The following is a 22,502-nucleotide window of genomic DNA, read 5'->3' as shown; positions in this document are numbered from 1 at the left end:
GGCAAAGGGCGGCCGCAAGGCCGCCCTTTCGCTTTCAGCGGCCGAGCCTTGGCCGAAACTGTGATAGGCTTGCAGATCATGAATGAACCCGTCGGCACTTCCGAAACCCAGCCCACGGTCCTGCAGAGCGCGCTGCGGGGCCTCGCTTGCAAATGTCCGCGCTGCGGTGAGGGCAAGCTCTATGCGGGCTTCCTGACTCTGGCGCCGTCCTGTGACCGCTGCGGCCTCGACTATGCCTTCATCGATTCCGGCGATGGTCCGGCGATCTTCATCATCATGCTGGCCGGCGCGATCGTGGTCGGCTGTGCACTCGTGGTCGAGGTCAAGTACCAGCCGCCGTTCTGGCTGCATGCCGTGTTGTGGCTGCCGCTGATTCTCGCCACCACGCTTCTGCCATTGCGCTCCATGAAATCGCTGTTGATCGCGCTGCAATTCCATCACAAGGCGGCGCCGGGCCGGCTGATCGACCGCGCGAAATGAACGAGACGGCGCGCAAGCCCCGCGCGGCCGGCTTCATGCTGTTCACGCTTCTGCTGACGGCGGCCTTCGTGGCGCTCGGTGTCTGGCAATTGCAGCGCCGCACCGCCAAGCACGCGCTGATTGCGGCTCTCACCGAGCGCCTTGCGGCAGCACCTGTCGCGCTGCCGCCGCCCGCGCAATGGGGCGCGCTGACGCCTGCGCGCGACGAATTTCGCCGCGTCAGCTTCAGCGCAACCTATGCGGCTTCGCCCGATGCGATGGTGTATTCGTCCGGCTCCGCCGTGCGCAAGGACGCGTCCGGCCCAGGCACCTGGGCCTTCCTGCCGGCGCGGCTGCCGGGCGGCGAGATCGTCGTGATCGATGCGGGCTTCGTCGAGAACACGATGCAGGATCGCAGTGTCGAGGATCGCGCGGTGAAGAAACTCGTCACCGGTGCGCCCCTCGCGCTGTCAGGCTATCTGCGCTTTCCGGAAGCTCCGGGATGGCTGACGCCGGCGGAGAACCGGGACAAGCGGCTGTGGTTCGTGCGCGATCACCTGGCGATCGCGCACGCTCTTGGTTGGGGCACGGTCGCGCCGTTCTACGTCGATCTCGAACAGCCCGCGCCCGAGAACGGCATTCCGCGCCCGGGCCCGCTCGACGTGCATCTGAAGGACGACCATCTGCAATACGCCATCACGTGGTTCACGCTTGCGGGCGCGGTCCTGGTGGTCTTCGCCGTCTGGATGAGAGGACGCAGAGCCGCCTAGATCCGTAGGTTCCCGGTCGGGATCCGGGATCGTCCGGACTTTATTATTCAGCGCCTATTCACGAAGGTGATCTTAAGCCGCCTCTGACTTTCTCCGCGGCAAACAGGATTGCTGGTGTGCGCGATTTCGATCAGATGGGACTTGCTGTCGATTGGGTGGATGCCTGCCGCAAGGGCGACCTCGCGACGCTGCTCGACCTCTACGCCGATGATGCCGAACTGAAGTGCACGTGCAACGGCCCGCGCCTTTATCGCGGCCGGAGCGAGCTCGAAGCCTATTGGGGACCCAGGCTCAGCGCTTTCTCGTCAGCGGGCTTCGGCCTCGAGGAGATCCATCCCGCGCAGAATGGCGTCGATCTCGAATTTTCCGTCGCGGGTTCGCTGCGCATCCGCGCCTCGTTTCGCTTCAGTGCAGACGGCAAGATCCACGGGACGCTGTGCGAACCGGCGCAGCAGGCCTCCCACGACGGCTGCGTCTGCTAGGGCGTTTCGAGCTTTCCATCGGAACGGGGCTCTAGGTTGATGGCGGCCCGTCTCGCCCCGTTTCCATCGGCAGGCGACAGCGAACATAGGTTCGTTCGTCCGCGCGCAGCAGTGAAAGAGATCCACTGAGCGCGCGCACGCGTTCATGCATGCCGGTCAGACCGCGGCCGAAGACATTGTCGGCGGGAAAGCCGCCGCCATCATCGGAGACTTCGATGCTGAGCGCAGCGCCTGATATCGCCGCCTCCACATGAGCATTGCTTGCTCTGGCGTGGCGCAGCACGTTGGTCAACGCCTCCTGAATCACGCGGTAGACGGTCTGGGCCAGCGGACCCTCGATCCTGTCGAGGCCGGGATCGATCGTCGTGGTGAGACCGATATGAGGCGACTGCCTGCGAAAATTCCGGAGCAGCGTCTGGACGCTGCCTTCGAGACCCAGTTCCTCGATGTAGAGCGGCCGCAGCCGGTCGAGGATGCGGCGGTTGGTCTGCTGGAGCGTCTCGACCGATCGCATCACCTCCTTTACGGAACTGCCGAGATGTCCCGCTTGCGGTGAAGCTTCGCCCAGCGCGATCGTGCCGGCGCGGATGCTGAACAGCAGCGGGCCGAGCTCGTCATGCAGCTCGCGAGCGAGATCGCGCCGCTCATCGTCCTGGAGCGACACGAGCCGGTGCAAGAGATCGCGATTGTCCCGACTCAATTGCGCGAGCGTCGTTGCCAGCGCATTGGCCTCCTCGCAGCTTTGTCGGATTTCCGGCGGCCCCGCGATCGGGATCGGCGTCGCATAATCGCCGCGCCGGATTCGGGTCAGGCCGGCGCCGAGGTTTTGCAGCGGCCGAAGCGCGGCACCTGCAAAGAAATAGGCGATCAATCCGGTCAGCACCATCAGCACTGCGGCGAGGCTCACCAGCGCCAGAAAGCCGATCCATTTCTCGAACAGGTCGGCGGAGAGATCGGGCATGAAGACGATGTCACCGACATGCCTGCCCTCGATCATGACGGGAGATGTCGCACCCTCGTCACGAAGGGCGATCAGGTCCACGAACCATCGCGGCACGCCATGCACATCGCGCAGGCCCTCCTTCGCGGAGAGCACAGGACCCGCGTCCACCGGCCGGAATTGAATATCAGAGGTGGGATCCAGGGATTGGACGAATGCGTCCAGCACCTTCCCTGGATTGTCGGAGGCGCCGAGCGCGCTGTTGAGTGCGACAGCGATCGTCTGAGTCGAGCGTCGGCCGGGCTCGCTCTCCTCGGCCAGCTGACCGGTGGCAAATGCCTGGAGCAGCACGCCGCTCAGGACCAGCGCGGCGACGAAGCTCAGTCCGAGCGGAAGAAACAGTTGAGTCCTGAATGAGAGCCGTTGCCACATTAGGTCAATTCTAACGCGCATCGACGGAATTTTCTCTTTCCATTTGTTCCCGCCGGTCTATGAGTCGACAAAACAGAGAGCGCGCAATGCAAGATACCGCCAAACCGGCGACCAAGGTTCTCATCGTCGACGATCACCCCGTGGTGCTGTCGGGGTGTCGCACCCTGTTTGCGTCCGATCATTCGATCCGGATCGACGAGGCGAGCGACGCCAAATCCGGACACCGGGCCTATATCAGCAAGCGCCCCGACGTGACCGTGATCGATATCAACCTGCCCGACCTCTCCGGTTTCGAGTTGATGCGGCGGATCCGCAAGGACGACCCGGACGCGAAGATCATCATGTTCAGCATGAACGACGATCCGGCCTTCGTGGTGCGCGCGGTGGAGCTCGGGGCGCAGGGCTACGTCTCCAAGGGCGACGATCCCCGCATCCTGCTCAAGGCCGTGCGCAAGGTGGTTGCGGGCGACCATTTCATTTCGCCGCAGCTTGCGGAGGCCGTGACCTTCTCCGGCGCTGCGATCAAGGCCAATCCGGCCTCGCAGATGACGCCGCGGGAGCTCGAAATCCTCCGCCTGCTCGGGCGCGGCAACAAGATCGTCGAAGTGGCCGGGGCGCTCGGCATTTCCTACAAGACCGTCGCCAACACCACCTCATTGCTCAAGCAGAAGCTCGGCGCCAAAAACCATTCCGACCTGATCCGGATTGCGGTGGAAATCGGCATGAATTGACCCCGCAGGGACCGAGCCGGTTGCTCCAGGATGCATCCGGCTCGGCCGACGGATCGGCGCTGCCGCTGTCCGGGCAATGCATGGACGACGGCTACCCCGATCCGCCGACACAATGGACCGACGAAGCGTTCGTTCCGTGTTCAATGCAGCGTTGCGGGAAAGATCGGTAATGCAGTGGTGCGGCGGCGAGTTTGATTGTCAATGCCGACGACTCATTTCGGGAAAAACAGGAACATTTGGCGACGCGCGCCGTTTTTTGTCCTTGACGATCTCACGACAGGCGACGATAGCTCGAACCAACGATTTCCGGGGGCAGGCGCCCCAACGCACTAAACCGGGTCTGCACACATCAACGACAGACCTTCCAAGAGAAGGGCTGCGGCATTGCTGCAGCCCTTTTTCGTTGGTCATGCTTGCCGCCGCGAAGCGGTTTCCCGATGCCGCAAAACACTCTATGGTGCCCGAAGTGCCTGTGATGGCGAACTAGGAACATTGTAAAATCAAAGGCTTAAGACCCGGATTCAGGTCGGGCCGGCCTTTGGAGGGCAGTTTGACTCGTTACATCTCGACCCGGGGCGAGGCCCCTGAGCTTGGCTTTTGCGACGTAATGCTGACCGGGCTTGCCCGCGACGGCGGCCTGTATGTGCCGGTAACCTGGCCGCAGCTCTCACGCGAGACCATCGCCGGCTTCTTTGGTCGTCCCTATTGGGAAGTCGCAGTCGACGTCATCCGGCCGTTCGTCGGCGGCGAGATTTCGGACGCCGAGCTCGGCCGCATGGCGAACGAGGCTTACGCCACCTTCCGTCATCCGGCCGTGGTGCCGCTGCGCCAGATGTCGCCGCACCAATTCGTGCTGGAGCTGTTCCACGGTCCGACGCTGGCCTTCAAGGACGTGGCGATGCAGCTGATCTCGCGGTTGATGGATCACGTGCTGGCCAAGCGCGGCCAGCGCACCACGATCGTGGTCGCCACCTCTGGCGACACCGGCGGCGCCGCGGTCGAAGCCTTCGCCGGCTTGGAGAACGTCGACCTCATCGTGCTGTTTCCGCACAAGCGCATCTCCGAGGTGCAGCAGCGGATGATGACGACGACGGGCGCCGCCAATGTCCGCGCGCTCGCCATTGAGGGCAATTTCGACGACTGCCAGGCGCTCGTGAAGGGGATGTTCAACAACCATCGCTTCCGCGATGCGACCGCGCTCTCCGGCGTCAATTCCATCAATTGGGCGCGCATCGTCGCGCAGGTGGTCTACTATTTCACCTCCGCGGTCGCCGCCGGCGCGCCGGCGCGGGCGGTGGACTTTATCGTGCCGACAGGCAATTTCGGCGATATTTTCGCAGGCTACGTCGCCAAGCGCATGGGTCTTCCCGTCCGCACGCTGCGCATCGCCGCCAATGTCAACGATATCCTCGCCCGCACGCTCAAGACCGGCATCTACGAGGTGCGCGAAGTGCACGCCACAGCCTCGCCTTCGATGGACATCCAGATCTCCTCGAATTTCGAACGGCTGCTGTTCGAAGCGAGCCGGCGCGATGCGCCCGCCGTGCGGCGGCTGATGGAGCAGCTCAAGCAGTCGGGCCGCTTCGTGCTGCCGGATGCGACGCTGGCCGCGATCCGCGAGGAATTCGACGCCGGCCGCGCCGACGAGACCGAAACCGCGGCGGCGATCCGCGCCGCCTGGCGCGAGGCCGGCGAGCTCGTCGATCCGCACACGGCGGTGGCGCTCGCGGTTGCCGATCGCGACACCACCGACACGACCGTGCCCAACATCGTGCTCTCCACCGCGCACCCGGCCAAATTCCCTGACGCCGTGGAGTCGGCTTGCGGCCAGCGGCCACAACTGCCGGCCTGGCTCGACGGTCTCATGACCAAATCCGAACACATGACGGTGATGAAGAACGATCAGTCCGAGGTGGAGCGGTTCGTGCTGTCGGTCAGCCGCGCCGCAAAACAGGGAGTTGTCGGATGAGCGTCGAGATCTCCAAGCTTGCCTCCGGCCTCACCGTCGTCACCGACAACATGCCGCACCTCGAGACCGCCGCGCTCGGCGTCTGGGCCGGCGTCGGCGGCCGCGACGAGAAGCCGAACGAGCATGGTATCTCGCATCTGCTCGAGCATATGGCGTTCAAGGGGACGACCGGTCGCTCCTCGCGCGAGATCGTGGAGGAGATCGAGGCGGTCGGCGGCGACCTCAATGCCGGCACCTCGACCGAGACGACATCCTATTACGCCCGAGTGATGAAGGCCGACGTGCCGCTGGCGCTCGACGTGCTCGCCGACATTCTGGCCAATCCCGCCTTCGAGCCGGACGAGCTCGAGCGCGAGAAGAACGTCATCGTGCAGGAGATCGGCGCGGCCCAGGACACGCCCGACGACGTCGTGTTCGAGCATCTCAACGAGCTCTGCTATCCCGACCAGCCGATGGGGCGTTCGCTGCTCGGCACCGCCAAGACGCTAAAAAGCTTCAACCGCGACTCGCTGCGCAATTATCTCTCGACGCATTATCGCGGCCCCGACATGGTGGTGGCGGCGGCCGGTGCCGTCGACCACGAGCAGGTCGTCGCCGAGGCCGAGAGGCGCTTTGCGAGTTTCGAGGCAACGCCGGGGCCGAAGCCACAGGCAGCCCGGTTCGGCAAGGGCGGCGCCAAGGTCGTGCATCGCGAGCTGGAACAGGCGCATCTGACGCTGGCGCTGGAAGGTGTGCCGCAGACCGACCTGTCGCTGTTCTCGCTCCAGGTCTTCACCAACATCCTCGGCGGCGGGATGTCGTCGCGGCTGTTCCAGGAAGTGCGCGAGAAGCGCGGCCTCTGCTACTCCATCTACACCTTCCACGCGCCCTATACCGACACCGGCTTCTTCGGTCTCTACACCGGCACCGATCCGGCCGACGCGCCGGAGATGATGGAGGTCGTGGTCGACATCATGAATGATTCGGTGGAGACGCTGACCGAGGCCGAGATTGCACGGGCCAAGGCGCAGATGAAGGCGGGTCTGTTGATGGCGCTGGAGAGCTGCTCGTCACGCGCCGAGCAGCTCGCCCGGCACGTGCTGGCCTATGGACGGCCGCAGACGGTGCAGGAGCTGGTGGCCCGGATCGACGCCGTCAGCATCGAATCAACCCGCGATGCGGCGCGTGCGCTGCTTTCGCGCAGCCGGCCTGCGGTTGTCGCGTTGGGCAGCGGCAGGGGTCTGGACACGGCGGTGTCTTTTGCGGAAGGATTGACCCGGGCGCGCGCCAAGGCGCGGCTGCATTAGGAGCCGCGCTGGCGGACCGTCCGCCCCGGGAAGCATCACCATGGCCCTCTTTCGCCTGCCCTCCAGTGGACCTGCTGCCCTCGCCCCCCGCGGCAATGGGCTGCTGTTGCGCGCGCCACAGATGTCGGACTTTCTGCAATGGGCGCATTTACGCGAGACCAGCCGCGATTACCTGACGCCGTGGGAACCGATCTGGCCATCGGACGACCTGACCCGGTCCGGCTTCCGCCGCCGCCTGCGTCGCTATTCCGAGGACATCGCGGCGGACCGTTCCTATCCGTTTCTGATCTTCCGCGAGCTCGACGGCGCCATGGTCGGCGGCATCACGCTCGCCAATGTCCGTCGCGGCATCGTTCAGGCCGGCACGATCGGCTATTGGGTCGGCCAGCCCCATGCGCATCGGGGCTACATGACGGCGGCGCTGCGGGTGCTGTTGCCGACGCTGTTCGGCGAGCTCAATCTGCATCGCGTCGAGGCCGCCTGCATCCCCACCAATGCGCCGTCGATCCGGGTGCTGGAGAAGTGCGGCTTCTCCCGCGAAGGGCTGGCGCGCCGCTATCTCTGCATCAACGGCATCTGGCAGGACCACCTGCTGTTCGGTCTGCTGCACGAGGATTTCCGCGGCTGAGCCGCACCCCGCTGCGCGACGGAATCACCACTTTTTGCTGCCTTGGGATCGCCGATTTTGGCGATATAACCCCGCTGGCCGGCCGATCGGCCGGAACGTTGCCATGGAGTACTGCCGTTCATGAATGAGCTTCGATCATTGCGGAATGCGCTGCGGCGGGGCCCGGTGATCGCGCTGGCGCTCGCGGTTTCATTTGCGGCTGTCTCGCCGGTTGCCGCGCAGTCATTGACCGATCGCTTCAAGAGCCTGTTCGGCGGCAAATCGGACGAGCCTGCCCAGCCCAAGCCGGCGCCTGCACCGGGCCAGCCGGTCGATGACGACCTTGAGTGCCCGCAGGTCACGGTGCGCGCCGGTGCCTCGACCTATGGCGTGGGAGCGACCGGCAAGCCCGCCGTCGGCAACGACGTGCGCTTCCAGGCCTCGATCACCAAGATGGCACGTGAATGCGTTCGCAACGGCGGCGAGATCACCGCGCACATCGGCATTCAGGGCCGCGTCATCGCAGGGCCCGCCGGCGCGCCTCCCACGGTCGAGGTTCCCCTGCGCGTCGCCGTGGTGCAGGGCGGCGTCGGCGAGAAGGTGATCGCCTCGAAGGCCTATCGGACCACGGTCCAGATGTCCGAGGACGGCAGCGTGCCGTTCACCTTCGTCGCCGAGGACCTGTCCTATCCGGTGCCGTCGGCCGCAGTCGCCGATTCCTACATCTTCTATGTCGGATTCGACCCGCAGGCGCTGTCGCCGGAGCCGAAGCCGCGGAAGAAGAAACAGCGCTAGAATTTGCGAAGGCCGTCATGCGCGGGCTTGGTCCGGGCATCGACGTTTCGGTCACGACCTGAAAAGAACGTGGATGGCCGGGACAAGCCCGGCCGTGACAACGATGAGAGATCCAGTCCAAATCAAAAAAGCCGGCGCTCATCGCGCCGGCTTTTTGATTGGTGAGGCGTCTGCCCTCAGTTCAGCTTCTGGCGAACCTCGGTGATGCCCTTGGCGAGCAGATCGTCGGCGACCTGGCCCTTGACCGACTGCGACAGGATCGTGGAGGCGGCCTGGACGGCGGCTTCCGCGGCTGCGGCGCGGACGTCGGCCAGCGCCTGGGCCTCGGCGAGCGCGATCTTGCTCTCCGCGGTCTTGGTGCGGCGGGCGACGAAGTCTTCCATCTTCGCCTTCGCCTCGGTCGCGATGCGCTCGGCTTCGGACTTGGCATTGGCGATGATGTCGGCGGCCTCGCGTTCGGCCGCAGCGCTGCGCGCCTTGTAGTCCGCAAGCACCTTGGCGGCTTCCTGCTTGAGGCGCATCGCGTCGTCGAGTTCGGCCTTGATGCGTTCGGCGCGATGATCGAGCGCAGCCACCGCCTTCTTGAAGACCCCGAGATAGCCGAACACGACCATCAGGACGACGAAGGCGATGGCGACCCAGGTTTCAGGATCGAAGAACATGTCGACTAACCCTTCAAGGACGCATCAACGGCAGCATTGACCGACGCTGCATCCGGAACGACGCCGGTGAGCTGCTGGACGATGGTGCCGGCCGCATCGGCCGCAATGCCGCGGACGTTGCTCATGGCGGTCGCACGGGTCGAGGCGATGGTTTTTTCCGCCTCGGCGAGCTTCTTCGCCAGCTGCTCTTCCAGGGTCTTGCGCTCGGCTTCCGCCTGCGCATTCGCCTGGTCGCGGGATTCGTTGCCGATCGCCTGCGCCCGCGAGCGCGCCGAAGCGAGCTCGCCTTCATAGGCCTTCAGCGCCGCTTCGGACTGATCCTTCAGCGTCTGCGCCTCGGCGAGGTCACCCTCGATCCTGTTCTGGCGCGCCTCGATCGCACCGCCGACCTTCGGCAGAGCGAGCTTGGACACGATCACGTAAAGCACGACGAAGAAGATCGCGAGCGACACCAGCTGCGAAGCGAAGGTGCTGCTCTCGAACGGCGGAAACGCGCCGCTGTGATGACCGCCGTCGGCTTCGGTGTGGGCGCCGGTCTCGGGACCTTTCGCCTCGCCATGACTCTCGGCCATGGAGTACTCCTGTTGCTGTCACGCGCCGCTTCGGATGAAGCGGCGCGAAAGAAGTCGTTCTTCAGAAAACGAACAGCAGAAGCAGCGCGATCAGCAGCGAGAAGATGCCGAGCGCTTCGGTCACGGCGAAGCCGAAGATCAGGTTGCCGAACTGGCCCTGCGCGGCCGACGGATTGCGGACGGCAGCGGCGAGGTAGTTGCCGAAGATCACGCCCACGCCGACGCCCGCACCGCCCATGCCGATGCACGCGATGCCCGCGCCGATGAGTTTTGCTGCTGTCGCGTCCATTTTAGGCTCCTTGAAAGAAAGATAGGGTTGTGGGTGGAAATTCCCAGGACCGCTCAGTGTCCCGGATGAATGGCGTCGTTGAGGTAGATGCAGGTCAGGATCGCAAACACATAGGCCTGCAGGAACGCGACCAGGATCTCGAGAGCGTACAGCGAGATCGTGAGCGCCAGCGGCAGCACGCCGCCGACCCAGCCGATGGCGCCGAGCGAGAAGCCGAGCATGGCGACGAAACCCGCGAACACTTTCAGCGCGATGTGGCCGGCCAGCATGTTGGCGAACAGACGGACGCTGTGGGAGACCGGCCGCAGGAAGAACGACAGGACCTCGATGAACATGACCAGCGGCAGGATGTAGCCGGGGACGCCGTGAGGAACGAAAATCTTGAAGAACTTCAGGCCGTTCTTGGCGACGCCGTAGATCAGCACCGTGAAGAAGACCAGGAGCGCCAGCGCCACGGTGACGATCAGATGGCTCGCGATCGTGAAGGTATAGGGGATGACGCCGACCAGGTTCGAGACGCAGAGGAACATGAACAGCGAGAACACCAGCGGAAAGAACTTCATGCCTTCCGCGCCGGCCGTCGAACGGATGGTCGAGGCGACGAACTCGTAGGAAATCTCAGCGACCGATTGCAGGCGGCCGGGAACGAGCTGCGTGCCGCTGGCCAGCATCAGGATCGAGATGATGGCGACCGCCACCAGCATGTAGAGCGACGAATTGGTGAACGCGATCGTATGATTGCCGATGTGGCCGATCGTGAAGAGAGGCTCGATGTTGAACTGGTGGATCGGATCGATTTTCATCGGCGCGGCATCTCTTGGTCTGCCGGGCAATGCCGGCTGGTCTTGGTCTGCCGGCCGGGCCGGCCCGCACCGGCGAAACCGGTGCGATCAACTCCTCAACGATGAGGATCGGCCTCAAGAACCACCGCGCCTGTTCTGACCCGCGCCCGCCGATCTCACCACATTCACCACGCCGGCCACGAAGCCCAGCAGCGTGAACACGATAAATCCGAAAGGCGACGTCGACAGCAAACGGTCGAAACCCCAGCCAATCCCCGCTCCGACCACGACCCCGGCGATCAACTCGGAGGATAACCGAAAACCAAGCGCCATCGCCGAGGCTCTGGCCGCTCCGTCTCCACCGTCACCTGCGGGTTGCTCAGTCTTGATGTGGCGGCCGCGTAATTCGGACAACCGCTGATCAAGATTTCCGAGCCGTTCGGAAAGCGCAGCTTCCTCGGGCGATCTATCGCGATCTCCATTCTCGCTGTGTCCCGTGTCTTGAGCCATGCCACGAAGACCCGAAACGCTGCGGTTGAATGGAAATTACGCCCGCCACCCTCAAAAGCCGCGCGGACCATACTGACCGCACATAATCAAGTCAAGCCAAGTCACGATCGCGTCGTGTTCTATTATGTGGCTGATTTAATTGGAGATATTGCCTTGTGCGCCAGCGCTGCACACAGCGTGACGCCGCACCGCAGCAGCCTTGCGCGCGATCCGCCGATATGGCTGACATTTGGCCGCTGCTTTCGGGATCAAAGCGACGGCGGCTGCCGTTGATTTCGCAGCTGCGGTTTTCGGCCGCGGACTCGGCTGACCGGCGATGCGCCGTCGCCCGCCGGGGTGTAGAATTCCGAAGGGATGTGCCACCCGTGCGGCGTGGCGGAGAGCGCGATGAGACCTGTGAAGTCATCCACAACATCATGGCTTGCCGCGGCGATCGTTGCTGTGGCGGCGGCCAGCGGCGGCGTGGCTGCCGCGCAATCCGCCCCCGATGGCGACAACGGCCGTTACAGCATGACGCCGATCCCGGAAGGCGTGCTGCGGCTCGACACCCGCACCGGTGCAGTCTCGACCTGCACCAAGAATGAGGCCGGGTGGGCCTGTTATGCCGTGCCCGACGAACGCTCCGCGCTCGATGCGGAGATCGGCCGGCTCGAGGCCGAGGTCGAGAAGCTCAAGGGACAGCTCGCGGCCGGGCCGACCGTATCAGGCAAGATCGACGAGGCGTTGCCGAAATCCGATTCCCTCAAGAAGGCCGAGCCGCAACCACGGGAGCCGAAAGCCGCCGAGGGTGACCGCAGGCTCGAGATCCCGTTGCCGAGCGACCAGGACCTCGACCGCGTAATGTCGTTCCTGGAAAAGGCGTGGCGCCGGCTGATCGACATGGCCAATCGCGTGCAGAAGGACGTGTCGGGCAGGATCTGAGGACCCGTTCGCGCAATCGGAGCGTTGAAGTGCCCTAGGGTGGTCAAAGGCGCAAGGCGCCGTGCCCACGATCTTGATGTCGTTGCACGTATTCGTGGGCACGCTTCGCATTGCCCACCCTGCGGCAGCGTTCGAGTTGAGAGATCTATTATGATAACGTCCAAATCCATCACGCGCTCGGCGCCATCGTCGGTGCAAGCAAACACGATCGTCTCGTCGCTGCTCACCGTGCAGACACAAGGGCGCGGATTCACCGACCTCACCAGCGAGGCCGCGAAATTTGTCGCTGAGGCCCGCGCGCGCGACGGCGCGTTGACGCTGTTCATCCGCCATACCTCGGCGTCGCTGACGATCCAGGAGAATGCCGATCCTTCGGTCCTCGTCGATCTCACCACCGCGTTGTCGCGGCTCGCGCCGGAGAACGTGCCCTGGACTCATGATACCGAAGGGCCGGACGACATGCCGGCCCACATCAAGACGATGCTGACAGGACCCTCGCTCCAGGTCCCCGTCCTGGACGGCAAGCTCGCGCTCGGCACCTGGCAGGCGATCTATCTGATCGAGCATCGCGCGCGACCGCACCGGCGCGAGATCGTACTGCAATTCATCGGCAGCAACGCATAGACACCAAAATGAAACCGGCCGCGGAATGTCCGCGGCCGGGTTGACTTGCTGTGAGGCCGGAGCCGTGGGCTCCGGCCAGTTTCGACTAGATCTGCTTGATGTCGATGTCCTTGGTCTCGGGCAGGAACAGGAAGCCGACGACAAGGCTCATTGCCGCAATGGCGACCGGATACCAAAGGCCGGAATAGATGTTTCCGGTGGCCGCCACGATCGCAAACACCGTCGCCGGTAGGAAGCCGCCGAACCAGCCGTTGCCGATGTGGTAGGGCAGCGACATGCCGCTGTAACGGATGCGGCTCGGGAACAACTCAACCAGCCACGCCGCGATCGGTGCGTAGACCAGCGTCACGTAGATCACGAGAACCCAGAGCAGGATCGTCGTCATGACATAGTTGATGTCGTTCGGATCGGCAGAGGCCGGGTAGCCGTGGGTCTTGATCGCTGCAGGCAACGCCTTGGCGAAATCCGCCGACGTGGCCGTGAGCGTCTGCTCGCCGATCTTGACCGTCGCCGGGGTGCCCTTCGGCGCATCCTGGTTCTGGTAGTTCACCGACAGGTTCACCAGCGCGGCCTTGGCGATGTCGCAGCCGGTGGTGAACTTCTCAGTGCCCGTCGCCTTGAACTGGAACGAGCATTCGCTGGGGTCGGCGATAACAGTCACCGGCGCAGACGCCAGCGCGGCTTCCAGCTTCGGGTTGGCAAAGTGGGTAATGCCCTTGAAGACCGGGAAGTAGGTCACCGCCGCAAGCAGGAAGCCGGCGAGGATGATCGGCTTGCGGCCGATCTTGTCGGACAGTATGCCGAAGATGACGAAGAAGGGCGTACCCAGCGCCAGCGCGACCACGATCATGATCTGCGACGGGACGGCAGGCACCTTCAGGGTCTGGGTCAGGAAGAACAGCGCGTAGAACTGTCCGCCGTACCACACCACCGCTTCACCCGCGGTCGCGCCGAGCAGGGCGAGGATCGCGATCTTGGCATTGTTCCATTCGCCGAAGGCTTCGGTGAGCGGACGCTTCGACGTCTTGCCCTCTTCCTTCATGCGCTGGAACACCGGCGATTCGTTCAGGCTCAAACGAATCCAGATCGAAACCGCCAGCAGCACGCCGGAGAGCAGGAACGGAATGCGCCAGCCCCAATCTCCGAACGACTCTTCGCCCATGACGGTGCGGATTCCGAGGATCAGCAGAAGCGCCAGGAACAGACCGAGCGTCGCCGTGGTCTGGATCCAGGAAGTATAATAGCCGCGCTTGCCTTGGGGAGCGTGCTCCGCGACGTAGGTCGCCGCGCCGCCATACTCGCCGCCCAGCGCGAGACCCTGGATCAGGCGCAGGCCGATCAGCACAATCGGCGCGGCGATGCCCCAGGTCGCATAGCCCGGCAGCAGGCCGATGAAGAACGTGCCGATGCCCATCAGCGTCATGGTGACGAGGAAGGTGTATTTGCGGCCGATCATGTCGCCGAGGCGACCGAAGATCAGCGCGCCGAAGGGGCGGACGGCAAAGCCCGCCGCGAAGGCGAGCAGCGCGAAGATGAAGCCGACATTCGGCGGCACGTTCGAGAAGAAGTATTTTGCCAGGAAGGCGCCCAGCGTGCCGTAGATGTAGAAGTCGTACCACTCGAACACGGTGCCGAGCGAGGATGCGAAAATGACCTTTCGCTCCTCGGCAGTCATTCCTCCAGCGCGGACCCCTGAGCCCGCTGTGGCAGCCATTGTCATCGTTTCGCTCCCAGAGTTAGTGCAAAGCCGCGCGTCCGGACCGGCCGGATCAATTTAGGCTTGCGCTGAAAGTAACATCGGCGTGATACCCGCCCCAATAAGACTTTCGGCCTTTCGCACTGACGCGCAACTGACAGTGCGGAGTTATAGTGCCGTGCCACGCGGCTGGCCGATTAACCCCTTTCCCGCAAAGGAATAATGTGCCCTTGCATGCCACGGCCTGTCGGGGAAGAATTGACCATTGCGCCGGTCCAGACTACTGGCCCGGTGACGAAACGACAGCAAGAGATCGATGAACGCTCCCTCCACCCATCTCGTCATTGCCGACGACCATCCGCTGTTCCGCGATGCTCTGCGGCAGGCGGTGGCAGGCGTCCTGAGCACGGCGAAGTTCGACGAGGCCGGCTCGTTCGAGGATCTGACCAAGCTCCTGGAACAGACCTCCGACGTTGATCTGGTCCTGCTCGATCTCTCGATGCCGGGCATTTCCGGCTTCTCCGGGCTGATCTATCTGCGTGCGCAATATCCCGCGATCCCGGTGGTGATCGTCTCGGCCTCGGACGACAGTGCCACGATCCGGCGCTCGCTCGATTTCGGCGCCTCGGGCTTCATTCCGAAGCGGTTCGGCGTCGAGACCTTGCGCGACGCCATCCTCAAGGTGATGGAGGGGGACGTCTGGGTTCCCGCCGACACCGACCTGTCGGCGGCCGCCGACCCCGAGATGACGAAGCTGCGCGACCGGCTGGTGACGCTGACGCCGCAGCAGGTGCGGGTGTTGATGATGTTGTCGGAGGGACTGTTGAACAAGCAGATCGCCTACGAACTCGGCGTCTCCGAGGCGACCATCAAGGCCCATGTCTCGGCGATCCTGCAAAAGCTCGGTGTGGAAAGCCGGACCCAGGCGGTGATCGCGGCCGCCAAGATCGCCGGCGGCCAGTGGACGCAGGGCACGCCTGCGGGGTAGTCGCGTAGCCATGCGGGCTACAAGACCTTGGCAGTTCGTCGGCCGAAACAGCAATTGCTGGGTCAACCGCCGTCCCTCAAAATATTCCGCTTTACCGAAATTCGGATTTGTCGTATATGTTGCCCATCCTGATCCGGCGAAAAGGGGCGGTCGTCCGTCGTCACGAACCGTGGATCAGGTTGCGGTGGACGCTGGCAGCGCCGTCGCGGATGCGAGCGCAGGGCGGAACCCGTGAGCGACTTGCAAGCCGCGTGGACGAACGGTGCTCGATGTCCGCAAAGCCTTGTGGCTGAGCGGAAAGCCTGCGTACGGCAAAACCGTGTGGTCCCGGCCGTCGTTGCTACGGTCAAGTCTTGCGGATGCGGCATTGGCGCCGACCGGCGCGCTGCCGGTGACTTCCGCAACGCGAGGGAGGCCAGAAGGAATTCGGCTCCCGGGAGAGCACGGCATAAGCCGTCCGACCACTGCGCAGGGAAGGCCGTGTGTTCGGCTTCACCTGTATGCTGCTGTGCGGTCTTCTTGCGCTACACTTTCGCGCAGCGGACCGCGGGTGCCAGCTGGCACCCGGCCTTCCCTGCGCCCTTTTCATTGAGGGCGTGACACGGAGAGCAAAACTCGGGCGAAACGCGCCGCGAGAATGCGAAGGTGTGTCTGCAGAATGAAACGCGAGCTGGAAGAGGCGCCGGCCCTTATTCCGCCGCCACCATCTGCTGGGTGCGCCACTGCCCCAGCAGAGCCCGCAGCGAGGCCGGCTTCACCGGCTTGTTCAGCACCGCGATCTTCTCGTCGCGCGCCGCCATTTGCACGGCAGGACTGCGATCAGCCGTGATCAGGATCGCGGGAATGGTATCGCCGAAGCGGCGGCGAATCTCGCGGATGGCGGCGATGCCGTTGCCGCGGTCGAGGTGATAGTCGACGAGCAGCCCTGTGACGCGCCGGCCGGCGGCTTCGATGGCGGCGATTGCGCCTTCGGGATCGGCGACCGCGATCACCTCAGCGTCCCAGGCCTTGAGCAGCGTCCGCATGCCGTCGAGGATTGCGGCGTCGTTCTCGATGCAGACGATCAGTGCGCCGGAGATCGAGGTGCGGGCCAGCGGCGTTGCGCTGGTCACCGCGGCGGTCAGCGTCACGGCCTTCGCCGTCGGCACTGTCACGGAGAACAGCGAGCCGCCGCCGGCATTGGCATCGATGGTGATGCCGTGGTCCAGCACGCGCGCCAGCCGCTCCACGATCGAGAGTCCCAATCCCAGCCCGCGCGCGATCCGTGCGCCCTGCTCGAGGCGGTGGAATTCCTTGAAGATCTCGCCGCGCTTGACCGCGGGAATGCCGACGCCGGTGTCGTAGACGCAGATCTTGAGCGAGGCGCCGTGGCGGCGGCAGCCGACCAGCACGCGTCCGCGCGGGGTGTACTTGATCGCGTTCGAGATCAGGTTCTGCAACAGTCGCCGCAGCAGCAGCCGATCCGACGCGACCGGCAGCGAGCAGGGCACGAAGGTGAGATCGAGGCCCTTGGCGCGCGCGATCGGCGCGAACTCGATCTCCAGCGAGCGCATCAGATCGGCCATCTTGAAGCTCGAGATCGAGGTCGTCATCGCGCCGGCATCGAGCCTGGAGATGTCGAGCAGCGCGCCGAGGATCTCCTCGATGGCCTGCAGCGACTCGTCGATGTTCTCGACCAGCCGCGTCTCCTCGCCGTTGTGCTGACGCTCGACCAGGCTCGTGACATAGAGCCGCGCCGCGTTCAGCGGCTGGAGAATGTCGTGGCTGGCAGCCGCGAGGAAGCGGGTCTTGGAGATGCTGGCATCTTCCGCGGTGCTCTTGGCCTGTGCCAGCTCGGAGTTCAGCCGGGTCAGCTCCTCGGTGCGGTCGCGCACGCGCTTCTCCAGCGTCGCATTGGCGCGCTCCAGCGCTTCCGCGGCTTCGAAGGTCGGCGTGACGTCGGTGAAGGTGATGACGAAGCCGCCGCCGGGCATGCGGTTCGTGAGCACCTCGATCACCATGCGGCGTTCGGGAAGGCGCTCGAGATAGGGCTCGCTGTCGGTGGTGTAGGCCACGAGCCGCTGCTCGATCATCGCCTCGCGATCGGTCTGATCGGCGGGATCGCTCACGCCCATGAATTCCAGGATCTCGCGGAGCGGCGTGCCGAACTGGATGAAATGCGGGGGCACGTTGAGCAGATCGCCGAACTGCCTGTTCGAGCAGATCAGCTGCAGGTCGGCGTCGAAGACCGCGATGCCCTGACGCACATGGTTCAGCGCAGTCTGGAGGATCTCGCGGTTGAAGTGCAGCGCCGCATGGGAATCGTCGAGCAGCTTCAGCGCGGCTTTCGCGGACACGGTGCGCTTGCGTAGCAGCAGCGACATCACGAGGCGCGAGGACGCAGCCCCGATGGAGGATGCGATCAGGTGCTCGGCGTGCTGCAGCAGCTCGAAATCGGCGGGTGCTCCGGGCTCCAGCCGCATATTGCGCCGCGCCGAGAACGCCTCGAACGATTGCCGCGCGCGATCCGGGCCGAGGTATTGCGCGACCGTGGCCTGGATGTCCTGCACCGTGATGGTGCTGCGCCAGCGACGCAAGCTCGGCGAGATCGGCGCCAGCGTGTTGGGTACGAACAGGTCGGCCTGCACGAGCTCGATGGACGAGGGCTGCCGCGCCAGCGAAAGCAGCACGTAAGTGAGGATGTTGAGCGAAAGCGACCAGACCACGCCATGCATCAGCGGCGACAAATCGGCACCGAACAGCGCCTGCGGCCGCAGCGCCTCGATCCCGAATGGCCCGTGCTGGAGCAGCAGAATTCCGGACGTCGAGGAATCCATGAAGCTCGGGATGAACAGCGTGTAGAGCCACACCGCGAAGCCGACCAGCATGCCGCCGATGGCGCCGCGCGCGGTCGCCCGCCGCCACAACAGGCCGCCGAAAAAACTAGGGGCGAGCTGTGCGATGGCGGCAAAGGAGAGCAGGCCGATGGCTGCCAGCTGGGCATTGCCGAGCGCGCGATAATAGAAGTAGGCCATCACCATGATGGCGAAGATGGCAAGCCGCCGCGAGCGCAGCAGGAAGTCGCCGAAATCGGTGGCCCCGGTGCGCCCCTCGGGCCGCCGTTGCAGCACCAGCGGCACCACGAGGTCGTTCGAGACCATGATGGAGAGCGCGACGCATTCGACGATCACCATCGCGGTTGCCGCCGACAAGCCGCCGACGAAGACGGCGACGCTGAGAAGTCCCGCGCCGCCCTCCATCGGCAGCGCCAGCACGTACATGTCAGGATCAACAGCGCCGAACGGGAAGGTGATGAGGCCCGCAAGCGCGATCGGGATCACGAACACATTGATGGCGACGAGATAGAGCGGGAACAGCCAGCGCGCGCGACTGACCTCGGCATCGCTGGAGTTCTCGACGACGCTGACGTGGAACTGCCGCGGCAGCAGCATGATCGCGCACAGCGACAGCAGCGTCATGGTCAGGAAATTGCCGATCGACGGCGAATAGTCGATAGCGCGCACCGCCTCCGGCGTCTTCATCGCGCGCTCGATCAGTTCGTGCGGCGTGAACATCCAGAAGGTGACGAAGATGCCGGCGGTGAGGAAGGCGACCAGCTTGACGATGGATTCGGTCGCGACCGCGAGCATCAGCCCGTGTTGATGCTCGGTGGCGTCGGTCTGCCGCGTACCGAACAGCACCGCGAAAGCGGCCATCGCCAGCGTCACCATCAGCGCCATGTCGCCGAGGATCGGGATATGGGAGAACGCCTGGTCCTCGCTCAGGATGACTTCGAGCGAGGAGGCCACCGCCTTGAGCTGGAGCGCGATGTAGGGCACCGAGCCGATGATCGCGATCGATGCCACCGTTGCCGCCACTGCCTGGCTCTTGCCGTAGCGCGCGCCGATGAAGTCGGCGATCGAGGTGATGTTGTGCGCTTTGGCAAGCTGGATCACGCGGCGAAGCACGCCAGCGCCGAGGCCGATCATCAGGATCGGACCGACATAGATTGCAAGGAAGTCGGTCGAGGTGCGGGTGGCAAAGCCGACCGACCCGAAGAAGGTCCAGGAGGTGCAGTAGATCGCCAGCGACAGCGGATAGATCAGCCCGGACGCGCGGCCGGGTCGGGCCGACGAGCGGCGGTCACCATGGCTCGCCACCAGGAACAGAAAGCCGATATAGCCGAAGGCGGCAGCGATCACGCCCCAGTCGTGCAGCATGGCGAGCGTGCTTCTCCCAGGGCGCAAGGGCGCCCGATCTCATTTTCCCTGCAAATCTAGCGCGTTGGCGGGATGGAGGCGACAGCGAAATTCCTGATATGGGCAGGAACTGGGGGTGTCGTTAAGCGGGAGGACGAGCTACCCGCTCTTACCCTCCATGGGAGGGTAAGAAAAGCCTACTCCGCCGCCAGCGACTTCTGCCGGAGCGGCAGGCCGAGGCGGTCCCAAACCTGGAGCAGGGCTTCGGCAAGCTGATCAATCAGGCCGTCGTCGTGATAGGGCGAGGGCGTGATGCGCAGCCGCTCACTGCCTTTGGGCACCGTCGGATAGTTGATCGGCTGGATGTAGATACCGTGCTCTTCGAGCAGGAGGTCGGAAGCCTGCTTGCACTTCTCGGGATCGCCGACGAACAGCGGCACGATATGGGTGTCGCTCGACATGACAGGCAGGCCGGCGGCGTTGAGGATCGCCTTGACGCGGGCGGCACGGTCCTGATGGCGCTCGCGCTCCCAGTTCGAGGTCTTCAGATGCTTGATCGCGGCGGTCGCGGCCGAGCAGATCGCCGGCGGTAGCGCGGTGGTGAAGATGAAGCCCGGCGCGTAGGAACGCACGGCGTCGATGATCTGGCCGTTGGCGGCGATGTAGCCGCCGAGGCAGCCGAACGCTTTCGCGAGCGTGCCCTCGAGGATATCGATGCGATGCATGACACCGTCACGCTCGGCAATGCCGCCGCCGCGCGGGCCATACATGCCGACGGCGTGGACCTCGTCGACATAGGTCATCGCGCCGTACTTCTCGGCGAGATCGCAGATCCTGGCGAGCGGGGCGACGTCGCCATCCATGGAGTAGAGGCTCTCGCAGGCGATCAGCTTCGGCCGGTTCGGGCCCGCGGCCTTCAGCAGCTCCTCGAGATGCGCGAGATCGTTGTGGCGGAACACTTGCCGCTCGCAGCCGGACTGGCGGATGCCCTCGATCATCGAATTGTGGTTGAGCTCGTCCGACAGGATCAGGCAGTTCGGAATGAGTTTTGCGATGGTCGCAATGCCGGTCTGGTTCGAGACGTAGCCGGAGGTGAACAGCAGCGCCGCTTCCTTGCCGTGGAGGTCGGCGAGCTCGGCTTCGAGCTGCACCAGCGGATGATGCGTGCCTGCGATGTTGCGGGTACCGCCCGCGCCGGTACCGACGCGCGTTGCGGTCTCGACCATGGCGCCGATCACCTTGGGGTGCTGGCCCATGCCGAGGTAATCGTTGGAGCACCAGATCACGACATCGCGCTTGCCCTTGGGCGAGTGCCAGACCGCGTGCGGGAACCGGCCGGCCGTACGCTCCAGATCGGCGAAGACGCGGTAGCGCCGTTCAGAATGGAGGCGATCGAGGGCGGAATTGAAGAACTGAGCGTAATCCATCGGCAAAACCTGAGACGGAACTGACCAAAAGAGCCGCATATCCTTAGAGCTTTTCCAGCTCCAATGTCTATGCGCTATCCCACATTTGGCCGTGAGGGGCATTTGGGCAAAATGCCCTATCGTGCGATTTGAAACTTGATCCCGATCAAGTCCGCGCGAGATATAATGCTGCTTCGCACCATGACCCTGCTCCTCGCCGCGCATGCGGGGCGAGATCAAGACGACGGCTCACGTCGTCCTGAACTGCAGCACGCCGTCCTTCGTCTCCGCCGTCAGCCGGCCCTCGACGATCATGTAGTTGACGTGGGCGACGAGCTCGCCGGCGGCAAAGCCCATCTGGTGCTCGTCCAGCACGTGCTTGTTGAACACAACAGGCACCAGAGCGCGCGAGGTCTGCGGCACCTCGCGGCAGGCTTCGGCGATCAGGCGGCAGCGCTCCTCATGGTGGTCGGCGAGCTGCTTGATGCGGGTCTTGAGCCCGTAGAACGGCACGCCGTGGCCGGGCAGCACCAAGAGGTCATAGGGCAGGGTGGTGGTGAGGCTTGCGAGCGAGGCCAGATATTCGCCGAGCGAGTTCTGGTCCGGCTCGACCGCCCAGACGCTGACGTTCGGCGAGATCTTGCTCAGCACCTGGTCGGCGGAGAGGAACAGCTTGTCGTCGGCGCAATACAGCATCACCTGGTCGAGCGCATGCCCGCCGCCGGTGATCACCTTGAAGCGGCGGGGACCGATCACGACCTCGTCGCCGTGCGAGATGCGGCGGTAGGACGGCGGCAGCACCGAGACGCGCTTGAGATAGTCCTGACCACGGCCGAGCAGCTTTTCGGTAAGCGACTCGTCCATGCCGTGGCGGCGGAAGAACAGCCGCTGCGCCTCGCGCCGCTCCTCGGTGCCGCGGTTCTGGTGATAGACCGATTGCAGATATTCGACCTGCGACATCACCAGCGGGCATTTGAACCGCTCGACGATCCAGCCGGCGAGACCGACATGGTCGGGGTGCGAATGCGTGACGATCAGGCGCGTGATGTTGACGCCCTGCAGCGGTCCTTCGAACAGCTTGGTCCAGGCCTCGATCGTCTCCTCGTTGCCGAAGCCGGCATCGACCATCGCATAGCCATCGCCGTCAGCGAGCAGATAGATGTTCACGTGGTTGAGGCGGAACGGCAATTTCAGCCGCGCCCACAGCACGCCGGGACGCACCTCGACGATCTCGTCGTGGCCGGGATGCTGGTCCCAGGGATATCGCAGGGCCTCGGCGGAGGACTGCACGGTGTCGGTCTTTGGGTTCATGCTACCGGCTTAAACCCAGGGCGCGCGGGGCGCCAGCCGAAAAAGGACGCGCGGCCCACCTGCATGGCGGTCATTCCAGGCCGTATTCCGCA

The 22,502-nt window shown here is 64.4% G+C and carries 21 protein-coding genes; 11 read left to right on the top strand and 10 right to left on the bottom strand.

The genetic code is table 11. The features are described 5' to 3' along the window. Positions 1-78: 78 nt before the first annotated feature. The 3 genes from XH88_RS13350 (at position 79) to XH88_RS13340 (ending at position 1,711) form a co-directional block, all read left to right on the top strand. Positions 79-480, top strand: coding sequence for a DUF983 domain-containing protein (locus tag XH88_RS13350; protein ID WP_271668750.1), 402 nt, complete (start codon positions 79-81; stop codon positions 478-480). Then, entirely contained in the window at positions 477-1,229 is a 753-nt protein-coding gene (locus tag XH88_RS13345; RefSeq protein WP_271668749.1) for an SURF1 family protein, read from the top strand. Before XH88_RS13350 ends, XH88_RS13345 begins: the two co-directional genes overlap by 4 nt. A gap of 116 nt (positions 1,230-1,345) precedes the next feature. Beyond that, positions 1,346-1,711: a nuclear transport factor 2 family protein gene (locus tag XH88_RS13340; protein WP_271668748.1), complete on the top strand. Its 366-nt coding sequence runs from the start codon at positions 1,346-1,348 to the stop codon at positions 1,709-1,711. Positions 1,712-1,742: 31 nt separating this feature from the next. On the opposite strand, the gene XH88_RS13335 is transcribed toward XH88_RS13340, so the two are convergent. Continuing rightward, the gene (locus XH88_RS13335) at positions 1,743-3,083 is read right to left on the bottom strand and encodes a histidine kinase (RefSeq protein ID WP_271668747.1); all 1,341 of its coding nucleotides are present in this window, start codon (positions 3,081-3,083) and stop codon (positions 1,743-1,745) included. Positions 3,084-3,169: 86 nt separating this feature from the next. Here XH88_RS13335 and XH88_RS13330 point away from each other — a divergent pair, with 86 nt between their 5' ends. The 5 genes from XH88_RS13330 (at position 3,170) to XH88_RS13310 (ending at position 8,471) form a co-directional block, all read left to right on the top strand. Next, complete coding sequence (locus tag XH88_RS13330; protein WP_271668746.1) at positions 3,170-3,814, top strand: response regulator transcription factor; 645 nt, start codon at positions 3,170-3,172, stop codon at positions 3,812-3,814. 550 nt (positions 3,815-4,364) lie between these two features. Next, positions 4,365-5,783: a threonine synthase gene (gene thrC, locus XH88_RS13325; protein ID WP_271668745.1), complete on the top strand. Its 1,419-nt coding sequence runs from the start codon at positions 4,365-4,367 to the stop codon at positions 5,781-5,783. Beyond that, positions 5,780-7,069, top strand: a complete 1,290-nt coding sequence (locus XH88_RS13320) for a M16 family metallopeptidase (RefSeq protein WP_271668744.1) — start codon at positions 5,780-5,782, stop codon at positions 7,067-7,069. The genes thrC and XH88_RS13320 overlap by 4 nt, the downstream gene beginning before the upstream one ends. Positions 7,070-7,109: 40 nt before the next feature. Then, positions 7,110-7,697 (top strand): GNAT family N-acetyltransferase, encoded by a 588-nt coding sequence (locus XH88_RS13315; protein ID WP_063197874.1) that lies wholly within the window; start codon positions 7,110-7,112, stop codon positions 7,695-7,697. A 120-nt stretch (positions 7,698-7,817) separates the two neighbouring features. Then, positions 7,818-8,471 carry a hypothetical protein gene (locus tag XH88_RS13310; RefSeq protein ID WP_271668743.1) on the top strand — a complete coding sequence of 218 codons (654 nt, stop codon included), beginning with the start codon at positions 7,818-7,820 and terminating at the stop codon, positions 8,469-8,471. Between the two features lie 176 nt (positions 8,472-8,647). Here the strand turns inward: XH88_RS13310 and XH88_RS13305 are convergent, their stop codons facing one another. The 5 genes from XH88_RS13305 to XH88_RS13285 all read right to left on the bottom strand — a co-directional run bounded on the left by XH88_RS13305 (position 8,648) and on the right by XH88_RS13285 (position 11,286). Further along, positions 8,648-9,133 (bottom strand): F0F1 ATP synthase subunit B family protein, encoded by a 486-nt coding sequence (locus tag XH88_RS13305; protein ID WP_271668742.1) that lies wholly within the window; start codon positions 9,131-9,133, stop codon positions 8,648-8,650. A 5-nt stretch (positions 9,134-9,138) separates the two neighbouring features. Continuing rightward, positions 9,139-9,705, bottom strand: coding sequence for a F0F1 ATP synthase subunit B (locus XH88_RS13300; protein WP_271668741.1), 567 nt, complete (start codon positions 9,703-9,705; stop codon positions 9,139-9,141). 61 nt (positions 9,706-9,766) lie between these two features. Further along, positions 9,767-9,994 (bottom strand): F0F1 ATP synthase subunit C, encoded by a 228-nt coding sequence (locus tag XH88_RS13295; RefSeq protein ID WP_092289028.1) that lies wholly within the window; start codon positions 9,992-9,994, stop codon positions 9,767-9,769. Positions 9,995-10,047: 53 nt separating this feature from the next. Next, complete coding sequence (locus XH88_RS13290; RefSeq protein WP_271668740.1) at positions 10,048-10,797, bottom strand: F0F1 ATP synthase subunit A; 750 nt, start codon at positions 10,795-10,797, stop codon at positions 10,048-10,050. 114 nt (positions 10,798-10,911) lie between these two features. Beyond that, positions 10,912-11,286: an AtpZ/AtpI family protein gene (locus XH88_RS13285; protein WP_271668739.1), complete on the bottom strand. Its 375-nt coding sequence runs from the start codon at positions 11,284-11,286 to the stop codon at positions 10,912-10,914. 387 nt (positions 11,287-11,673) lie between these two features. Here XH88_RS13285 and XH88_RS13280 point away from each other — a divergent pair, with 387 nt between their 5' ends. Next, positions 11,674-12,207 carry a hypothetical protein gene (locus tag XH88_RS13280; RefSeq protein ID WP_271668738.1) on the top strand — a complete coding sequence of 178 codons (534 nt, stop codon included), beginning with the start codon at positions 11,674-11,676 and terminating at the stop codon, positions 12,205-12,207. A gap of 150 nt (positions 12,208-12,357) precedes the next feature. Beyond that, complete coding sequence (locus tag XH88_RS13275; RefSeq protein ID WP_271668737.1) at positions 12,358-12,831, top strand: secondary thiamine-phosphate synthase enzyme YjbQ; 474 nt, start codon at positions 12,358-12,360, stop codon at positions 12,829-12,831. Positions 12,832-12,916: 85 nt separating this feature from the next. On the opposite strand, the gene XH88_RS13270 is transcribed toward XH88_RS13275, so the two are convergent. Further along, positions 12,917-14,551 carry an MFS transporter gene (locus XH88_RS13270; RefSeq protein ID WP_271668736.1) on the bottom strand — a complete coding sequence of 545 codons (1,635 nt, stop codon included), beginning with the start codon at positions 14,549-14,551 and terminating at the stop codon, positions 12,917-12,919. Between the two features lie 292 nt (positions 14,552-14,843). Here XH88_RS13270 and XH88_RS13265 point away from each other — a divergent pair, with 292 nt between their 5' ends. Continuing rightward, a complete protein-coding gene (locus XH88_RS13265) occupies positions 14,844-15,515 on the top strand; it encodes a response regulator (protein ID WP_271668735.1) in 672 nt (223 codons plus the stop codon). Between the two features lie 689 nt (positions 15,516-16,204). Here XH88_RS13265 and XH88_RS13260 read toward each other — a convergent pair. From XH88_RS13260 to XH88_RS13250, 3 genes are all read right to left on the bottom strand, one after another. Continuing rightward, a complete protein-coding gene (locus tag XH88_RS13260; RefSeq protein WP_271668734.1) occupies positions 16,205-19,714 on the bottom strand; it encodes a PAS domain-containing hybrid sensor histidine kinase/response regulator in 3,510 nt (1,169 codons plus the stop codon). Positions 19,715-19,890: 176 nt separating this feature from the next. After that, positions 19,891-21,120, bottom strand: coding sequence for a 5-aminolevulinate synthase (hemA, locus tag XH88_RS13255; RefSeq protein ID WP_271668733.1), 1,230 nt, complete (start codon positions 21,118-21,120; stop codon positions 19,891-19,893). A gap of 228 nt (positions 21,121-21,348) precedes the next feature. Next, complete coding sequence (locus XH88_RS13250; protein ID WP_271668732.1) at positions 21,349-22,410, bottom strand: MBL fold metallo-hydrolase; 1,062 nt, start codon at positions 22,408-22,410, stop codon at positions 21,349-21,351. Positions 22,411-22,502: the final 92 nt, after the last annotated feature.

It is taken from the genome of Bradyrhizobium sp. CCBAU 51627 (assembly GCF_028128765.1).
In the GTDB taxonomy this organism is placed as follows: Bacteria; Pseudomonadota; Alphaproteobacteria; order Rhizobiales; family Xanthobacteraceae; genus Bradyrhizobium.
This window is presented reverse-complemented; position numbering and strand designations above follow the sequence as displayed.

Excerpts from the sequence above, each read along its gene's own strand:
- XH88_RS13350 (WP_271668750.1), top strand. The coding sequence starts at position 79 with ATGAATGAACCCGTCGGCACTTCCGAAACCCAGCCCACGGTCCTGCAG.
- XH88_RS13345 (WP_271668749.1), top strand. The coding sequence starts at position 477 with ATGAACGAGACGGCGCGCAAGCCCCGCGCGGCCGGCTTCATGCTGTTC.
- XH88_RS13335 (WP_271668747.1), bottom strand. The coding sequence starts at position 3,083 with ATGTGGCAACGGCTCTCATTCAGGACTCAACTGTTTCTTCCGCTCGGA.
- XH88_RS13330 (WP_271668746.1), top strand. The coding sequence starts at position 3,170 with ATGCAAGATACCGCCAAACCGGCGACCAAGGTTCTCATCGTCGACGAT.
- XH88_RS13320 (WP_271668744.1), top strand. The coding sequence starts at position 5,780 with ATGAGCGTCGAGATCTCCAAGCTTGCCTCCGGCCTCACCGTCGTCACC.
- XH88_RS13315 (WP_063197874.1), top strand. The coding sequence starts at position 7,110 with ATGGCCCTCTTTCGCCTGCCCTCCAGTGGACCTGCTGCCCTCGCCCCC.
- XH88_RS13310 (WP_271668743.1), top strand. The coding sequence starts at position 7,818 with ATGAATGAGCTTCGATCATTGCGGAATGCGCTGCGGCGGGGCCCGGTG.
- XH88_RS13305 (WP_271668742.1), bottom strand. The coding sequence starts at position 9,133 with ATGTTCTTCGATCCTGAAACCTGGGTCGCCATCGCCTTCGTCGTCCTG.
- XH88_RS13300 (WP_271668741.1), bottom strand. The coding sequence starts at position 9,705 with ATGGCCGAGAGTCATGGCGAGGCGAAAGGTCCCGAGACCGGCGCCCAC.
- XH88_RS13295 (WP_092289028.1), bottom strand. The coding sequence starts at position 9,994 with ATGGACGCGACAGCAGCAAAACTCATCGGCGCGGGCATCGCGTGCATC.
- XH88_RS13290 (WP_271668740.1), bottom strand. The coding sequence starts at position 10,797 with ATGAAAATCGATCCGATCCACCAGTTCAACATCGAGCCTCTCTTCACG.
- XH88_RS13285 (WP_271668739.1), bottom strand. The coding sequence starts at position 11,286 with ATGGCTCAAGACACGGGACACAGCGAGAATGGAGATCGCGATAGATCG.
- XH88_RS13280 (WP_271668738.1), top strand. The coding sequence starts at position 11,674 with ATGAGACCTGTGAAGTCATCCACAACATCATGGCTTGCCGCGGCGATC.
- XH88_RS13275 (WP_271668737.1), top strand. The coding sequence starts at position 12,358 with ATGATAACGTCCAAATCCATCACGCGCTCGGCGCCATCGTCGGTGCAA.
- XH88_RS13270 (WP_271668736.1), bottom strand. The coding sequence starts at position 14,551 with ATGACAATGGCTGCCACAGCGGGCTCAGGGGTCCGCGCTGGAGGAATG.
- XH88_RS13265 (WP_271668735.1), top strand. The coding sequence starts at position 14,844 with ATGAACGCTCCCTCCACCCATCTCGTCATTGCCGACGACCATCCGCTG.
- XH88_RS13260 (WP_271668734.1), bottom strand. The coding sequence starts at position 19,714 with ATGCTGCACGACTGGGGCGTGATCGCTGCCGCCTTCGGCTATATCGGC.
- hemA (WP_271668733.1), bottom strand. The coding sequence starts at position 21,120 with ATGGATTACGCTCAGTTCTTCAATTCCGCCCTCGATCGCCTCCATTCT.
- XH88_RS13250 (WP_271668732.1), bottom strand. The coding sequence starts at position 22,410 with ATGAACCCAAAGACCGACACCGTGCAGTCCTCCGCCGAGGCCCTGCGA.